This window comes from Klenkia terrae (assembly GCF_037083865.1).
In the GTDB taxonomy this organism is placed as follows: Bacteria; Actinomycetota; Actinomycetes; order Mycobacteriales; family Geodermatophilaceae; genus Klenkia; species Klenkia terrae.
Map to the genome: position 1 here is coordinate 19,215 of NZ_JBAPLV010000019.1, position 14,538 is coordinate 33,752.

A 14,538-nucleotide genomic window follows, 5' to 3' on the forward strand; every position below is an offset into this window, starting at 1 on the left:
TGGTGTCGGGTACCAGCCTGGCACGGGGGCGGCTCGTAGTGTCACGGGCGTGGACGTCCTCGCCTCCGGTCACGAACAAGTCGTCTTCTGCGCCGACCCGGAGTCCGGGTTGCGGGCGGTGATCGCCATCTACTCCACCGCCCTCGGCCCCGCCCTGGGCGGCACGCGCTTCTTCCCCTACGCCTCCGAGGAGGCCGCGGTCACCGACGCGCTGGCGCTGTCGAAGGCCATGGCCTACAAGAACAGCCTGGCCGGCCTGGACCTCGGCGGCGGCAAGGGCGTCATCATCGGCGACCCCGCGGTGCACAAGACCGAGGCCCTGCTGCGCGCCTACGGCCGGTTCGTCGAGTCCCTCGGCGGCCGGTACCTGACCGCCTGCGACGTGGGCACCTACAACGCCGACCTGGACGTCGTGGCCCGCGAGACCCGCTTCGCGCACGGCCGCTCGCTGGCCCACGGCGGCTGCGGCGACTCCTCGGTGCTCACCGCGTTCGGCGTCTTCCAGGGCATGCGGGCCGCGGCGCAGCACCGGTGGGGCTCGCCGTCGCTGGCCGGGCGCACCGTCGCCGTCGCCGGGGTCGGCAAGGTCGGCTCCTGGCTGGTCGACTCCCTCGTCGAGGACGGCGCCGCGGTCGTCGTCACCGACGTGGACCCGACCGCGGTGCAGCGGGTGGTGGCCAAGCACCCCGGCGTCCGCACCGCCGCCGACACCGCCGAGCTCGTGCGCACCCCGCACGACGTCTACGCGCCCTGCGCCCTCGGCGGCGCGCTGGACGACGAGACCGTCGCCGTGCTGCCGGCGGAGATCGTGTGCGGCGGCGCCAACAACCAGCTGGCCCACGAGGGCACCGCCCAGCTGCTGGCCGACCGCGGCATCCTCTACGCCCCGGACTACCTGGTGAACGCCGGCGGGGTCATCCAGGTCGAGGACGAGCGGCACGGCTTCTCCTTCGCCCGGGCCGAGGCCAAGGCGACCACGATCTTCGACGTCGCCCTCCGGGTCTTCGCCGCCGCCGACGCCGACGGGGTCTCCCCCGCGGTCGCCGCCGACCGGCTCGCCGAGGACCGGATCCGGTCCGTCGGCCGGTTGGCGACCATCCGGTTGCCCCGTCCGGGCTGAGATCCACCTCACTCCGGGCCGCTCTGACCAGCCCGTCCGGGGGACGCGCGGGTCGGACGTGTGCCGAGCCCCGATCCGTGACGTAAGCTCCTCCTCGGACACAATCACTCAGTCGGGGTCGCCACACGGGCCGTCCAAGCCCAGTGCTGGACGCCCGCCACTCCGTAACGAGGGGGTCGAGCCATGGGGCGCGGCCGAGCGAAGGCCAAGCAGACACGCGTGGCCCGTGAGCTCAAGTACAGCTCACCATCCACCGACCTGACTGCTCTGCAGCGGGAACTCGGTGGTCAGCCGTCGACCTACACCACCCCGGTGGCGAAGGACGACGACGAGGACGACATCGCCTCGAGGTGGATCGACGACGAAGCGGACGACGACTGGGCAGCCAGTCGCTGATCCGCTGCGCCGCCGGGCACAGCAACGCACCACCGCACTGCCGACGAACACACTGCCGACACCGTCGTCCCCCGGGACGGCGGTGTCGTCGTGCTGTCAGCGGTAGGAACCGACCAGACGGCTGGGCACGGCCTGCACGTCGCCGCGGGGACCGATCTCCCCGGCGACCCACGCGGGCACGCCGCGGTCGGTGAGCAGGGCGACCGTGCGGTCGGCGGCCTCGGGGGCGACGGCGGCGACCATGCCGACGCCGCAGTTGAACGCCCGCTCGGACTCGCCCCGCGGCACGCCGTGGGCCTCCATGAGCTGCACCGCCGCGGGCAGCGCCCAGGTCGAGCGGTCCAGCACGGCCACCAGGCCGTCGGGGACGACGCGCCCGGAGTTGGCGGCCAGCCCGCCCCCGGTGATGTGCGCGAAGGCGTGCACCGCGTCGACACCCAGCTCGGCGACCAGGGCCAGGCAGTCCAGCGCGTAGATCCGGGTCGGCTCCAGCAGCGTCGCGCCCAGCTCCCGGTCCAGCCCGGCCGGGGTGGCGTGCAGGTCCAGCCCGGCGCTGGCGACCACCCGGCGGACGAGGGAGTAGCCGTTGGAGTGGAACCCCGAGGACGCCATCGCGACGACGACGTCCCCGCTGCGCACCCGCTCGGGGCCCAGCACCGCGTCGGCCTCGACCACGCCGACCGCGGTGGCGGCCAGGTCGTACTCGTCGGCGTCCATCAGGTCGCCGTGCTCGGCGGTCTCCCCGCCGACCAGCGAGGCACCGGCGAGCCGGCAGCCGGTGGCGATGCCGGTGACGATCGCGGCGATCCGCTCCGGGACGACCTTGCCGCAGGCCACGTAGTCCTGCAGGAACAGCGGCTCGGCGCCGCAGGCCACCAGGTCGTCGACGCACATGGCGACCAGGTCGATGCCCACGGTGTCGTGCCGGTCCAGCTGCCGGGCCAGGGCGATCTTCGTGCCGACGCCGTCGGTGGACGACGCCAGCAGGGGCTTGCGGTACTTCTGGGTGTCCAGCGCGAACAGCCCGGCGAACCCGCCGAGGCCGCCGACCACCTCGGGCCGGTTGGTGGCCTCGACCGCGCTCTTCATCAGCGTCACGGCGCGCTCGCCGGCGTCGATGTCGACGCCGGACTCCGCGTAGGTGAAGCCGCCGGTCACGGGCGGCGCAGCGCGTCGTCGGCGCCACCGGAGGTGCTGGGGCTGCCGGCCTGCTGACCGGTCCACCCGCTGACGGCGCGGGCCGCCTCCCGGTCGACGTCGTCGAGCACCGGCAGCGTGCGCCGGGTGATGCCCTCCAGCACGTGCTTGCCCAGCACCTCGGGCTCGCCCAGCGGGATCGGGTACTCCCCGGTGAAGCAGGCCGAGCACAGCCGGTTGGCCGGCTGCTCGGTGGCCGCGATCATCCCGGCCTCGCTGACGTAGCCCAGCGAGTCCGCGTTGATCGAGGCGCGGACGCCGTCGACGTCCAGGCCGTTGGCCACGAGCTCGGCCCGCGAGGCGAAGTCGATGCCGTAGAAGCACGGCCACTTCACCGGCGGCGAGGCGATCCGCACGTGCACCTCGACGGCGCCGGCCTCGCGCAGCATGCGGATCAGCGCGCGCTGGGTGTTGCCGCGCACGATCGAGTCGTCCACGACGACCAGCCGCTTGCCGCGGATGACGTCGCGCAGCGGGTTGAGCTTGAGCCGGATGCCCAGCTGCCGGATGGTCTGGCTGGGCTGGATGAACGTGCGGCCCACGTAGGAGTTCTTCACCAGGCCCAGGCCGTAGGGGATGCCCGAGGCCTCGGCGTAGCCCACGGCGGCCGGGGTGCCCGACTCCGGCACCGGGATGACCAGGTCGGCCTCGACCGGGTGCTCCTTGGCCAGCCGGCGGCCGATCTCGACCCGCGCGGCGTGCACGCCGCGGCCGGAGATCGTGGTGTCCGGGCGGGCCAGGTAGACGTACTCGAACACGCAGCCCTTGGGCGAGGCGGGCGCGAAGTGCTGGGAGCGCAGGCCGTCCTCGTCGATGGCGATCAGCTCGCCGGGCTCGACCTCGCGGACGTAGGAGGCGCCGACGATGTCCAACGCCGCGGTCTCGCTGGCCACGACCCAGCCGCGCTCGAGCCGGCCCAGCACCAGCGGCCGGACGCCCTGGGCGTCGCGGGCGGCGTAGAGCGTCGTCTCGTCCATGAAGGTGAAGCTGAACGCCCCGCGCAGCAGCGGCAGCACCTGCATCGCCGCGGCCTCGACCGACAGGTCCTGCTTCGCCGCGATCAGCGCGGTGACGATGTCGGAGTCGGTGGTCGAGGAGAAGGCACCGGAGACGCCCTCGTCGGCGGCCCGGCTGGCCAGCTCGGCGGTGTTCACCAGGTTGCCGTTGTGGCACAGCGCGATGCCGGTCCCCGACCCCGTCGTCCGGAACGTCGGCTGGGCGTTCTCCCAGGTCGAGGCGCCCGTCGTGGAGTACCGGGTGTGCCCGACGGCCAGGAAGCCGCGCAGGCTGCTCAGGGTCGACTCGTCGAAGACCTGGCTCACCAGCCCGAGGTCCTTGTAGACCACCACCGAGGCACCGTCGGAGACCGCGATGCCCGCGGCCTCCTGACCCCGGTGCTGCAGGGCGTAGAGACCGAAGTAGGTCAGTTTCGCGACCTCCTCCCCCGGTGCCCAGACACCGAAGACGCCGCAGGCGTCCTGGGGTCCGGCATCCTGGGGGTCGAGGTCGTGCGTCAGCCGTCCATCACCGCGAGGCACGGTTGCGAGGGTACCGGGGCCAGGTGGACGCACCAGCCCCCGACGCGTGAACCTCAGCTCACCCCAGCAGTTCGCGCAGCCGCCGGGCGTTGCGGACGGCGTGCCCCTCGCCGTCGTTGTTGAAGTAGCCGAACACCTCGGTGCCCCGCCACTCCCGGATCCGGTCGGCCCACCAGTGCAGGTCCTCGTCGCTGTACGAGCCGGCGTAGAGGTGCTCGTGGTCGGGTCCGTGCCACCGCACGTAGGCGAACGGCGCGGTCACCCGCAGCACGCAGGGGATGCCGGCGCCGCTGACCACGCAGTAGGCCGCCCCGTGCCGCGCGAGCAGGTCGAACACGTCGTCGTGCTGCCAGGTGGGGTGCCGCAGCTCGACCGCCACCCGCAGCCAGGGCGGCAGGTGGGCCAGGAACCAGGCCAGCCGGTCGTCGTCGCGATGGTGGTCGGGGCGCAGCTGGACCAGCAGCACGCCGCGGCGGTCGGCGAGCTCGTGCCAGCCCGCCGCCATCCGGCCGATCCAGGTCTCCGGGTCCAGCAGCCGCTTGGCGTGGGTGAGCCCGCGGGCGGCCTTGACGCTCATCGCGAAGCCCTCGGGCAGCCGGGAGCGCCAGCCGGCGAAGGTGGTGTCGCGCGGCCAGCGGTAGAACGACGCGTTCAGCTCGACGGTGTCGAACTCGGCGACGTAGCGCGCGAGCCGGTCCCGGGACGGCGTCCCCGGTGGGTAGAGGACGCCGTCCCAGTGGTCGTAGCTCCACCCGGACGTCCCGATGCGGGGCCGGGGTGCATCCACGTCAGTGGATGTTGTCGACCTCGTCGGCGACGACCGTGTCGTCGCCGTGCCCGGTCTTGACCACGGTCTCGCCGGGCAGCGTGAGCAGCCGCTCCTGGATGGAGTTCAGGATCGTCGGCTTGTCGCTGTACGAGCGCCCGGTGGCACCGGGCCCGCCGCAGAACAGGGTGTCGCCGGTGAAGACGGTGTCCAGCTCGGGGGCGTAGAGGCAGGTGCTGCCCGGGGAGTGGCCCGGGGTGTGCATGGCCACGAGCTGGGTGCCGGCGACGTCGAAGGTGGTGCCCTCGACCAGGTCGTGGTCCGGGGCGGCGTCGGGGTGCACGACGTCCCAGAGCATCCGGTCCTCGGGGTTGAACCAGATCGGGGCGCCGGTGGCCTCGCGCAGCGCGACCGCGGCGGTGATGTGGTCGTTGTGCCCGTGGGTCAGCACGATCGCGCCCAGGGTGCGACCGCCGACCGCCGCCAGGATCGGGGCGGCGTCGTGCGGGGCGTCGATGACCAGCACGGTCTCGTCGTCGCCGACCAGCCAGACGTTGTTGTCCACGTCGAAGTCCTGGCCGTCGAGGCTGAACACGCCGCTGACCACGGTCTTGTCGATGCGCGCCGGCATCAGAAGACCACCACCGAGCGCAGCACGTCGCCGTGGTGCATCTTCTCGAACGCGGCCTCGACGTCGCCGATGCCGATGGTCTCGGAGACGAACGCGTCGAGGTCGAAGCGGCCCTGCAGGTACAGGTCGATGAGCATCGGGAAGTCCCGGCTGGGCAGGCAGTCGCCGTACCAGGAGGACTTCAGCGCACCGCCGCGGCCGAAGACGTCGATCAGCGGCAGCGTGATCTCCATCGTCGGGTTCGGCACGCCGACCAGGACGACGGTGCCGGCGAGGTCGCGGGCGTCGAACGCCTGCTGGTAGACCGCCGGGTGGCCCACGGCGTCGATGGCGACGTCGACGCCGAACCCGCCGGTGAGCTCCTTGATCGCGGCGACCGCGTCGGTCTCCTTGGAGTTCACGGTGTGGGTGGCGCCCATGCCCTTGGCCCACTCGAGCTTCCGGTCGTCCAGGTCGACGGCGATGATCTTCGCCGCGCCGGCCAGCCGGGCACCGGCGATCGCGGCGTCGCCGACCCCGCCGCAGCCGAAGACGGCCACGGTGTCCCCGCGGCCCACGCCACCGGTGTTGATCGCGGCACCGACGCCGGCCATCACGCCGCAGCCCAGCAGGCCGGCGGCGGTCGGGGAGGCGGCCGGGTCGACCTTGGTGCACTGCCCGGAGTGGACGAGGGTCTTCTCGGCGAACGCGCCGATGCCCAGCGCCGGGGACAGCTCGGTGCCGTCCTTGAGCGTCATCTTCTGCGTGGCGTTGTGGGTGTCGAAGCAGTACCAGGGCTTGCCCTTGGCGCACGCCCGGCACTTCCCGCACACCGCGCGCCAGTTGAGGATGACGAAGTCACCGACGGCGACGTTCTCCACGCCCTCGCCCACGGCCGAGACCACGCCGGCGGCCTCGTGGCCGAGCAGGAACGGGAACTCGTCGTTGATCCCGCCCTCCCGGTAGTGCAGGTCGGTGTGGCAGACCCCGCACGCCTGCACGTCCACGACCGCCTCACCCGGCCCGGGGTCGGGGACGATGATCGTCTCGAGACTGACGGGGGCTCCCTTGCTGAGGGCGACGACGCCCTGCACCTCGTACGGCATGCACCGCAGCCTATGGGTGGGGTCCGACGGCGGTCCGACGGCTTCCGCCCTGCGGACGATCACGGCGAGGTCTCGTTCGCCGCGCGAACGGTTGCACCCCGCACTACCGTCCCCCCGGCATGGCCCGCGTCACACAGCGGGCGCCCAGCTCACCCGGGGGTCGACCCCGGACAGGAGGACCCACCGTGGCCGTTCCCGGCTTCCTGGCCCGCGACCGCATCGTCGCGAAGCCGGGCTTCAACCGCTGGCTGATCCCGCCGGCGGCCCTCGCCGTCCACCTGTGCATCGGGCAGGTCTACGCGACGAGCGTCTACAAGGCCGCCCTGGTGGCCGACTTCGAGTCCTCGCTCACCGCGATCGGCGCCATCTTCTCGATCGCCATCGTGATGCTGGGTCTGTCGGCGGCGCTGTTCGGCACGTGGGTGGACCGCAACGGTCCCCGCGCCGCCATGTTCACCTCCGCCTGCTTCTGGTCGGTCGGCTTCCTGGTCGGCGCCGCGGGCATCGCCACGAACCAGCTGTGGCTGCTCTACCTGGGCTACGGCGTCCTCGGCGGGATCGGGCTGGGGATCGGCTACATCTCGCCGGTCTCCACGCTGATCAAGTGGTTCCCGGACCGCCCGGGCCTGGCCACCGGCATGGCGATCATGGGCTTCGGCGGTGGCGCGCTCATCGCGACCCCGCTGTCCCGCCAGCTGATGAGCCTCTACGACTCCAGCTACGACGGCACCGCCGCGACCACCCCCAGCGGGTCCGCGGTCGCGCTGCTGTTCGTCACCTTCGGCCTGGTCTACCTGGTCTTCATGATGTTCGGCGCCGCGATCGTCCGGGTGCCCGCCGAGGGCTGGAAGCCCGACGGCTTCGACCCCTCGACGGTGAAGAGCAAGGCGCTGGTCACCACCGACAGCGTCTCGGCGGCGAATGCGATCAAGACCCCGCAGTTCTGGCTGCTGTGGATCGTGCTGTTCTGCAACGTCACGGCCGGCATCGGCATCCTCGAGCAGGCCAGCCCGATGGTGCAGGACTTCTTCCGCGACGGGGACGCCTCGCTGGTCACCGCCGCGGCCGCGGCCGGCTTCGTCGGCCTGCTGTCGCTGTTCAACATGGCTGGCCGGTTCGTCTGGTCCTCGACGTCGGACGTCATCGGCCGCAAGGGCATCTACATGGTCTACCTCGGCGTCGGGCTGCTGCTCTACGTCGCGCTGGCCACCGTCGGCAGCTCGGCCGTGTGGTTGTTCGTGCTGCTGGCCGCGCTGATCATCAGCTTCTACGGCGGCGGGTTCGCCACCATCCCGGCCTACCTGCGCGACCTGTTCGGCACCTACCAGGTCGGCGCCATCCACGGCCGGCTGCTCACCGCCTGGTCGGCCGCCGGTGTCGCCGGCCCGCTGATCGTCAACGGCGTCCTGGACACCCAGGGCACCCCCGGTGAGCTCGTCGCCGGGGACTACCGGATCGCGCTGTTCATCATGGTCGGCCTGCTCGCCGTCGGGTTCGTGGCGAACCTGCTGGTCAAGCCGGTCGCGAGCAAGTGGCACGAGCCGAAGTCCCAGACCTCCCCCACCCCGGAACGGAGCGCCGCCCGATGAGCTCACCCGAGCGCAGCAGCACCCCGATGGCCCTCATCGTCGTCGCCTGGGCGCTGGTGGTGATCCCGCTGCTGTACGGCCTGGTGCAGACCATCCGCACCGCCAGCGCGCTGTTCACCGGCTGACCCGACCGGCACCGACGCCCCGTCCACCCCCGCGGTGGGCGGGGCGTCGTCGTGTCAGGCGGGGGGGCCGGCGCGGAAGGGCCGCAACGGGAGGACAACGGCTAGGTCGGCGCGGTTGCCGCTGGCGGCCACCCGGCCCGCGGCCACTGCCTCGTCCCAGGTCTGCAGGCCTGCCACCAACCGCAGCCAGGTGGCCGCGTCGGTCTCCACGACGTTGGGCGGGGTGCCGCGGGTGTGCCGGGGCCCCGGGATGCACTGCACGGCCACGTGCGGGGGCACCCGGACCTCGACCGACCGCCCCGGGACCTGCTGCGCCAGCCAGCGCGCCGTCGTCTTCACCGCCGCCCCGAGCACCGCGCGGGCCGGCTGGTCGGCCTCCCCGCGCAGCCAGGGCAGGCACGGCGCCAGGGCCTCGCGCAGCGCCTCGGCCGGGATCGGCGGCGTCCCGGCCATCAGCTGGTCGGGACGGCGCCCGCCGGGACGGAGCCGACCACGGCCTCGGGGGTGTCGAACAGCGTGGGCAGCGTCGTCGACCAGGCGGTGTGCAGCTCGTCGAGCGGCAGCTCGAGCAGGCCCTCGACGACGAGCGCGTCGCCGCCGGTGGTGCCGAGCTCGGTCACCGGGACGCCGGCCGCCTGCGCCGCGGCGAGCACCGCGGCGGCGTCGGCGGTGGTGACCACGGCGCGGGCCACGGACTCGCCGAACAGCGCGGCCGTGGGGTCACCGTCGACCGACACGGTGGCGCCGACCCCGTACCGCAGCGCGGACTCGGTCAGCGCCTGCGCCAGGCCGCCGTCGCTCAGGTCGTGCGCGGAGGACACCAGCCCGTCGGCGGCCAGCGACGCGAGCAGCCCGCCCAGCGCGCGCTCGGCGTCCAGGTCGAGCCGCGGGGGCAGGCCCCCGAGGTGGCCGTGCACGACGGAGGCCCAGGCCGACCCGCCGAACTCCGGACGGGACTCCCCGAGCAGCAGCAGGGTCTCCCCCGCCGTCGTCCAGCCGCCGCGCACGCGCTGCCGGACGTCGGCGTGCACCCCGAGCACCCCGATGACCGGGGTCGGGTTGATCGGCACGTCGCCGGTCTGGTTGTAGAGGCTCACGTTGCCGCCGGTGACCGGCAGGCCCAGCGCGCGGCAGCCGTCGGCCAGGCCGCGGACGGCCTCGGCGAACTGCCACATGACCTCGGGCTCCTCGGGGGACCCGAAGTTCAGGCAGTTGGTGACCGCCAGCGGGACCGCGCCGGACACAGCGACGTTGCGGTAGGCCTCGGCCAGGTTCAGCTGCGCGCCGGTGTAGGGGTCCAGCCGGGCGAACCGGGCGTTGCCGTCCAGCGCCAGCGCGATGCCCCGGTTGCTGGTCTCGTCGATGCGGACGACGCCGGCGTCCTCGGGCTGGGCCAGCACCGTGTTGCCCTGCACGTAGCGGTCGTACTGCTCGGTCACCCAGGACTTGTCGCAGCCGTCCGGGCTGCCGACCAGGGCCAGCCAGTCGGCGCGCAGGTCGGTGGACTCCGCCGGGGGGACGGCGGCCTGCAGCGCGTCCAGGTCGGCCGGGCGGGCCATCGGTCGCTCGTAGACCGGGCCGTCCAGGGCCACCGTGCGCGGCGGGACGTCGACGATCCGCTCGCCGTGCCAGTCGATGAGCAGGCGGTCGCCGTCGGTGACCTCACCGATGACCGTGGCCAGCACGTCCCACTTCCGGCAGACGGCGAGGAACTCCTCGACCTTGCCCGGCTCGACGATCGCGCACATGCGCTCCTGGGACTCGCTCATCAGGATCTCGGCGGCGGTCAGCGTGGAGTCGCGCAGCGGCACCGTGTCCAGGTCGATCCGCATGCCGCCCGAGCCCGCGGCGGCCAACTCGGAGGTGGCGCAGGACAGGCCGGCGCCGCCGAGGTCCTGGATGCCGGTGACCAGGTCGGCGGCGAAGATCTCCAGGCACGCCTCGATCAGCAGCTTCTCGGTGAACGGGTCGCCGACCTGCACCGAGGGCCGCTTGGCCGGGCCGTCGGCGTCGAAGGTCTCCGACGCCAGGACCGAGACGCCGCCGATGCCGTCGCCACCGGTGCGGGCACCGAAGAGCACGACCTTGTTGCCCACGCCCTCGGCCTTGGCCAGCCGGACGTCGGCGTGCTTCATGACGCCGACGCACAGCGCGTTGACCAGCGGGTTGCCGATGTAGCAGTCGTCGAAGAGCAGCTCGCCGCCGATGTTGGGCAGGCCCAGGCAGTTGCCGTAGCCGCCCACGCCGGCCACCACGCCGGGCAGCACCCGCGCCGTGTCGGGGGCGTCGGCCCGGCCGAAGCGCAGCGAGTCCATGACCGCGACCGGGCGGGCGCCCATGGTGAGGATGTCGCGGACGATGCCGCCGACCCCGGTCGCCGCGCCCTGGTAGGGCTCCACGTAGCTGGGGTGGTTGTGCGACTCGACCTTGAAGGTGACCGCGTAGCCGTCGCCGACGTCGACCACGCCGGCGTTCTCGCCCATGCCGACCAGCAGGGCCTCGCTGCGCGGCAGGTCGCCGAACCGGCGCAGGTGCACCTTGGAGGACTTGTAGGAGCAGTGCTCGCTCCACATCACCGAGTACATCGCCAGCTCGGCGGTGGTCGGGCGGCGGCCCAGGATCTCCCGGATCCGGCCGTACTCCTCCTCGCGGAGGCCCAGCTCGCGCCAGGGCTGCTCCTCGTCCGGGGTGCCCCCGGCGCGGGTGACGGTGTCGACGGTCATGCGGAGACGGCTCCCTGGAGCACGGAGGTGAAGAAGCCCAGCCCGTCGGTGGAGGGACCGGTGAGGTCCTCGACCGCGTGCTCGGGGTGCGGCATGAGCCCGACGACCCGGCCGTCGGCGCTGGTCACGCCGGCGATGTCGCGGGAGGACCCGTTGGGGTTGCCGCCGACGTAGCGGACGACGACCCGGCCCTCGCCCTCGAGGGCGTCCAGGTCGGCGTCGGCGCCGACGTAGCGGCCCTCGCCGTTCTTGACCGGGACGACGATCGTCTGGCCGGTGGCGTAGGACGACGTCCACGCCGTGTCGGCCCGCTCGACGCGCAGGCCCTGGTCGCGGTTGCGGAAGTGCAGGTGGGAGTTGCGGGTCAGCGCGCCGGGCAGCAGGCCGGCCTCGCAGAGCACCTGGAACCCGTTGCAGATGCCCAGCACCGGCATGCCGGCGCGGGCCCGGTCGACGACCGCCCGCACCAGCGGCTGGCGGGCCGCGATGGCCCCGGCGCGCAGGTAGTCGCCGTAGGAGAAGCCACCGGGCAGGACGACGGCGTCCACCGCGCCCAGGTCGTCGTCGGCGTGCCACAGCGGCACGGCCTCGCCGCCGGCCAGCCGGACCGCGCGGGCGGCGTCGACGTCGTCCAGCGAGCCCGGGAAGGTCACCACCCCGATGCGCACGTCAGCTCTCCGTCAGGTGCAGCTCGACGTCCTCGATGACCGGGTTGGCCAGCAGGGTCTCGGCGATCTGGCGGAGCTCGGCCTCGTCCGGGGTGCCCTCGACGTCGAGGACGAAGTGCTTGCCCTGCCGGACGCCGGTCACCCCCTGGTGGCCCAGCCGGCCCAGGGCGCCGAGCACGGCCTGTCCCTGGGGGTCGGAGATCTCGGGCTTCAGGACGACGTCGACCACGACACGGGGCACGCGACGAGGGTACCGGGGCCCGAGCAGGCCCTTCCCCGGTGCGCGGCCGGGTGGGCCGGATCGCTCGCGGCGACTTCGCCGTTCGACTTGGTTTCGGAACCACTGCTGCCGATACCCCGGGTGTCATGACCGGACGACCCAGTTCCGGTGCACCGCGGTCCGAGGGAGTCCAGTGAACCTGCGCAAGCGCTCCGGCGTCGTCGCCCTGATCATCGTCGCCATGCTGGGCGGCGGCGTGGCCTTCGCGGCCTGGATGGTCACCGGCACCGGCGCCGTCAGCGGCGTGGCCGGGACGACGGTGAACTTCACCGTCGCCGCCACCACCCCGGCGTCCTCGGTGCTCTACCCGGGCGGGGCGGCCGCGCTCGCCGGCACGATCACCAACGACAACGCCTTCACGGTGCGGGTCACGTCGGTGACCCTGGGGACCCCCACCACTAGCTCGTCCAGCTGCCCAGCCAGCAACATCACGCTGCCCCAGACGACGATCACCGGGCTGACCCTCGACGTCCTGGCCAACTCGAACAGCGCGGTGCTCTCGCTGCCCCTGGCGGTGACGATGCTTCCCACCGCCGCCGAGGGCTGCAAGGGGGCGGTGTTCACGGTGCCGGTCACCGCCACGGGCACGACCATCCCCGCCTGACGTGCGGCGCGGACGTCTCCGGCAGGGAGGGGTACGGCCGTGAGCGGACGGCACCGCCGGTCCACCGGCCGCCGGGGGGCGGGCCGGGTGGTGGTCCTGGCGACCGCGCTCGCCCTGCTCCTCGGCGGCACCGGGGTCGCCTGGGCGGCGTGGAGCGCGACGGGCGGCGGTTCCACGCAGGCCCGCGCCGTGACCCCCGTGGACCTCACCGTCACCGCGGTGCCCCAGCTCAACCCCATCTTCCCGCGGACCGGGACGACGTACGCCAACCCGGCCACGGGGACGATCGGGTTCACCATCACCAACGCCAACCCCTACCCGGTCTCGCTCACCACCCTGACCCTGGGCAACGGGGTCGCCACGGACACGGCGGCCTGCCCCGCGGGGAACGTGCTGCCCGTGGTGGCGTCGATCAACCGCTCCGGCGCCGCCGCCATCGTGGTGGCCGCCAACTCCACCAGCGCCGCCGTCGTCCTGACCGGCGCGGTCTACATGAGGGCCGACGCCCCCAGCGGCTGCGCCGGAGCGACCTTCACCGTGCCGGTGACGCTCTCAGGCACCTCGCTGTGAGCCGACTCCCGTGGGGCCCCCTCGCCGCCGTGGTGGCCACCGCGGTCCTGCTCGTCGGCGGTGCCACCGCATCCCGGGCGTCGTGGGAGGCGTCGACGGCCATCGGCAGCTCGACGTCCGTGGCCGCCGCGACGATCCCCTCGGTGGGGACGGTCACCGCAAAGCGGACCGACGGCACCCTCGGCTTCACCGTGGCGGTGTCCTGGACCGCGGTGGCCGTGGAGGGGGTCCCGGTCCGCGGGTACGAGGTGGCCCGATACGTCACCCCGCTCCTCGGCACACCGACCCGCACGCCGGGCTCGGGCGCCTGCGACGCCCTCCTGACCGTCACGTCCTGCGTGGACACCGGCAGCCTGCTGGGCCTCGGCGGCGCGCTGACCTACATCGTCACCCCGGTGTTCGCGACGAACTGGCGGGGCACCCCCGTCACCTCCAACACCGCGTGAACGGACCCACCGCGGCCCCGCCGGCGGCAAGACCTCGTCTCGACGCGATTCCGGGTCGGTCCTGCCGATGGTCCCCCCGAGAACGCCATGTCGGCGCAGCGGAGCAGGACGGAGCAGGGACGTGAACGACGTGCAGACCACCGGCCTGTCCCGGCCCGAGAGCGGCTCCACCGTCGAGGTGGTGACCGGCGGGTCGACCGCACCCGCGCACAGCCAGGTGGAGAGCAGCCTGGAGCAGGAGCTGGTCCTCGAGGTCGGGGTCGACGCCTCCGGCCGGCGGGTCCGGTTGTCCCTGGGCGCCGAGGTGTCGGTCTGGTGGAGCCCGGTCGAGGTCCCGGTCCGCTGCCGGCCCTACCAGATCGTCGACGTGCGGGGCGGGACAGTACCCACCTGGCGGCTGCGCCCGGTCGGCTCGGCCGTCGACGGCGACCGGCGCGCCACCCCTCGCGCCCCGCTGCACGTCCCGGTCGGGCTCGCCATGCCCTCGGGGCTGCTGCTGGGCGAGACCGCCGACCTCAGCGAGGGCGGCCTGCGGGTCATCTTCCCGGCCGAGCCCACCGCCGGCTTCGGCGACGTCGCGCACCCGCTGCCCGACACCGGCGAGCGGGCCGTCCTCGCCATCGCGCTGGACGGCACCCGGGTCGAGCTGCGCTGCCGGGTCGTGCACCGCAGCCGACTGGCCGACGGACGCCGTCAGCTGCGCGTGGCCTTCGAGGACCTCTCCGACGAGGTCCGCAGCCGGCTGCGCACCACCACCGCCCTCGAGCTCGCGCGGCGCGCGACCCGGTGAACGGACGGGA

The 14,538-nt window shown here is 73.4% G+C and carries 17 protein-coding genes; 8 read left to right on the forward strand and 9 right to left on the reverse strand.

Going from position 1 to position 14,538, the window contains the following annotated elements; all coding sequences use genetic code 11:
* The first annotated feature begins 49 nt into the window (after positions 1-49).
* The gene (locus UXQ13_RS16490) at positions 50-1,120 is read left to right on the forward strand and encodes a Leu/Phe/Val dehydrogenase (RefSeq protein WP_225233168.1); all 1,071 of its coding nucleotides are present in this window, start codon (positions 50-52) and stop codon (positions 1,118-1,120) included.
* A 183-nt stretch (positions 1,121-1,303) separates the two neighbouring features.
* A complete protein-coding gene (locus UXQ13_RS16495) occupies positions 1,304-1,516 on the forward strand; it encodes a DUF3073 domain-containing protein (RefSeq protein ID WP_225233169.1) in 213 nt (70 codons plus the stop codon).
* A 96-nt stretch (positions 1,517-1,612) separates the two neighbouring features.
* Here UXQ13_RS16495 and purM read toward each other — a convergent pair whose 3' ends face one another.
* Genes purM through UXQ13_RS16520 form a run of 5 tightly spaced genes read right to left on the reverse strand, consistent with a single transcriptional unit; the run spans position 1,613 to position 6,733 of the window.
* A complete protein-coding gene (purM, locus tag UXQ13_RS16500) occupies positions 1,613-2,674 on the reverse strand; it encodes a phosphoribosylformylglycinamidine cyclo-ligase (protein WP_225233170.1) in 1,062 nt (353 codons plus the stop codon).
* Positions 2,671-4,251, reverse strand: coding sequence for an amidophosphoribosyltransferase (gene purF / locus UXQ13_RS16505; RefSeq protein WP_225233171.1), 1,581 nt, complete (start codon positions 4,249-4,251; stop codon positions 2,671-2,673). Before purF ends, purM begins: the two co-directional genes overlap by 4 nt.
* 58 nt (positions 4,252-4,309) lie before the next feature.
* Positions 4,310-5,038 carry a DUF72 domain-containing protein gene (locus UXQ13_RS16510; protein ID WP_336392563.1) on the reverse strand — a complete coding sequence of 243 codons (729 nt, stop codon included), beginning with the start codon at positions 5,036-5,038 and terminating at the stop codon, positions 4,310-4,312.
* Between the two features lies 1 nt (position 5,039).
* The gene (locus tag UXQ13_RS16515; protein ID WP_225233173.1) at positions 5,040-5,648 is read right to left on the reverse strand and encodes an MBL fold metallo-hydrolase; all 609 of its coding nucleotides are present in this window, start codon (positions 5,646-5,648) and stop codon (positions 5,040-5,042) included.
* Positions 5,648-6,733, reverse strand: coding sequence for an S-(hydroxymethyl)mycothiol dehydrogenase (locus UXQ13_RS16520; RefSeq protein WP_225233174.1), 1,086 nt, complete (start codon positions 6,731-6,733; stop codon positions 5,648-5,650). Before UXQ13_RS16520 ends, UXQ13_RS16515 begins: the two co-directional genes overlap by 1 nt.
* Before the next feature lie 185 nt (positions 6,734-6,918).
* Here UXQ13_RS16520 and UXQ13_RS16525 point away from each other — a divergent pair, with 185 nt between their 5' ends.
* Positions 6,919-8,322: an OFA family MFS transporter gene (locus UXQ13_RS16525; protein ID WP_225233175.1), complete on the forward strand. Its 1,404-nt coding sequence runs from the start codon at positions 6,919-6,921 to the stop codon at positions 8,320-8,322.
* A complete protein-coding gene (locus UXQ13_RS16530; RefSeq protein WP_263639364.1) occupies positions 8,319-8,447 on the forward strand; it encodes an MFS transporter small subunit in 129 nt (42 codons plus the stop codon). Before UXQ13_RS16525 ends, UXQ13_RS16530 begins: the two co-directional genes overlap by 4 nt.
* 54 nt (positions 8,448-8,501) lie before the next feature.
* Here the strand turns inward: UXQ13_RS16530 and UXQ13_RS16535 are convergent, their stop codons facing one another.
* Genes UXQ13_RS16535 through purS form a run of 4 tightly spaced genes read right to left on the reverse strand, consistent with a single transcriptional unit; the run spans position 8,502 to position 12,079 of the window.
* Positions 8,502-8,900, reverse strand: a complete 399-nt coding sequence (locus tag UXQ13_RS16535) for a sterol carrier family protein (RefSeq protein WP_225233176.1) — start codon at positions 8,898-8,900, stop codon at positions 8,502-8,504.
* Positions 8,900-11,170, reverse strand: coding sequence for a phosphoribosylformylglycinamidine synthase subunit PurL (gene purL, locus UXQ13_RS16540; RefSeq protein ID WP_225233177.1), 2,271 nt, complete (start codon positions 11,168-11,170; stop codon positions 8,900-8,902). The genes UXQ13_RS16535 and purL overlap by 1 nt, the downstream gene beginning before the upstream one ends.
* Positions 11,167-11,838: a phosphoribosylformylglycinamidine synthase subunit PurQ gene (gene purQ, locus UXQ13_RS16545; RefSeq protein WP_225233178.1), complete on the reverse strand. Its 672-nt coding sequence runs from the start codon at positions 11,836-11,838 to the stop codon at positions 11,167-11,169. Before purQ ends, purL begins: the two co-directional genes overlap by 4 nt.
* 1 nt (position 11,839) lies before the next feature.
* Positions 11,840-12,079, reverse strand: coding sequence for a phosphoribosylformylglycinamidine synthase subunit PurS (purS, locus tag UXQ13_RS16550; protein WP_225233179.1), 240 nt, complete (start codon positions 12,077-12,079; stop codon positions 11,840-11,842).
* Positions 12,080-12,251: 172 nt separating this feature from the next.
* Between purS and UXQ13_RS16555 the strand changes: the two genes are divergently transcribed.
* The 4 genes from UXQ13_RS16555 to UXQ13_RS16570 all read left to right on the forward strand — a co-directional run bounded on the left by UXQ13_RS16555 (position 12,252) and on the right by UXQ13_RS16570 (position 14,528).
* The gene (locus tag UXQ13_RS16555; RefSeq protein WP_225233180.1) at positions 12,252-12,722 is read left to right on the forward strand and encodes a hypothetical protein; all 471 of its coding nucleotides are present in this window, start codon (positions 12,252-12,254) and stop codon (positions 12,720-12,722) included.
* A gap of 39 nt (positions 12,723-12,761) precedes the next feature.
* Positions 12,762-13,292 (forward strand): hypothetical protein, encoded by a 531-nt coding sequence (locus tag UXQ13_RS16560; protein ID WP_225233181.1) that lies wholly within the window; start codon positions 12,762-12,764, stop codon positions 13,290-13,292.
* Positions 13,289-13,738: a hypothetical protein gene (locus UXQ13_RS16565; RefSeq protein WP_225233182.1), complete on the forward strand. Its 450-nt coding sequence runs from the start codon at positions 13,289-13,291 to the stop codon at positions 13,736-13,738. The genes UXQ13_RS16560 and UXQ13_RS16565 overlap by 4 nt, the downstream gene beginning before the upstream one ends.
* A gap of 121 nt (positions 13,739-13,859) precedes the next feature.
* Positions 13,860-14,528, forward strand: coding sequence for a PilZ domain-containing protein (locus UXQ13_RS16570; RefSeq protein WP_225233183.1), 669 nt, complete (start codon positions 13,860-13,862; stop codon positions 14,526-14,528).
* Positions 14,529-14,538: the final 10 nt, after the last annotated feature.

Coding starts and splice junctions, on each gene's coding strand:
- UXQ13_RS16515 (WP_225233173.1), bottom strand. CDS start 5,648: ATGCCGGCGCGCATCGACAAGACCGTGGTCAGCGGCGTGTTCAGCCTC.
- UXQ13_RS16530 (WP_263639364.1), top strand. CDS start 8,319: ATGAGCTCACCCGAGCGCAGCAGCACCCCGATGGCCCTCATCGTCGTC.
- UXQ13_RS16495 (WP_225233169.1), top strand. CDS start 1,304: ATGGGGCGCGGCCGAGCGAAGGCCAAGCAGACACGCGTGGCCCGTGAG.
- purL (WP_225233177.1), bottom strand. CDS start 11,170: ATGACCGTCGACACCGTCACCCGCGCCGGGGGCACCCCGGACGAGGAG.
- UXQ13_RS16520 (WP_225233174.1), bottom strand. CDS start 6,733: ATGCCGTACGAGGTGCAGGGCGTCGTCGCCCTCAGCAAGGGAGCCCCC.
- UXQ13_RS16535 (WP_225233176.1), bottom strand. CDS start 8,900: ATGGCCGGGACGCCGCCGATCCCGGCCGAGGCGCTGCGCGAGGCCCTG.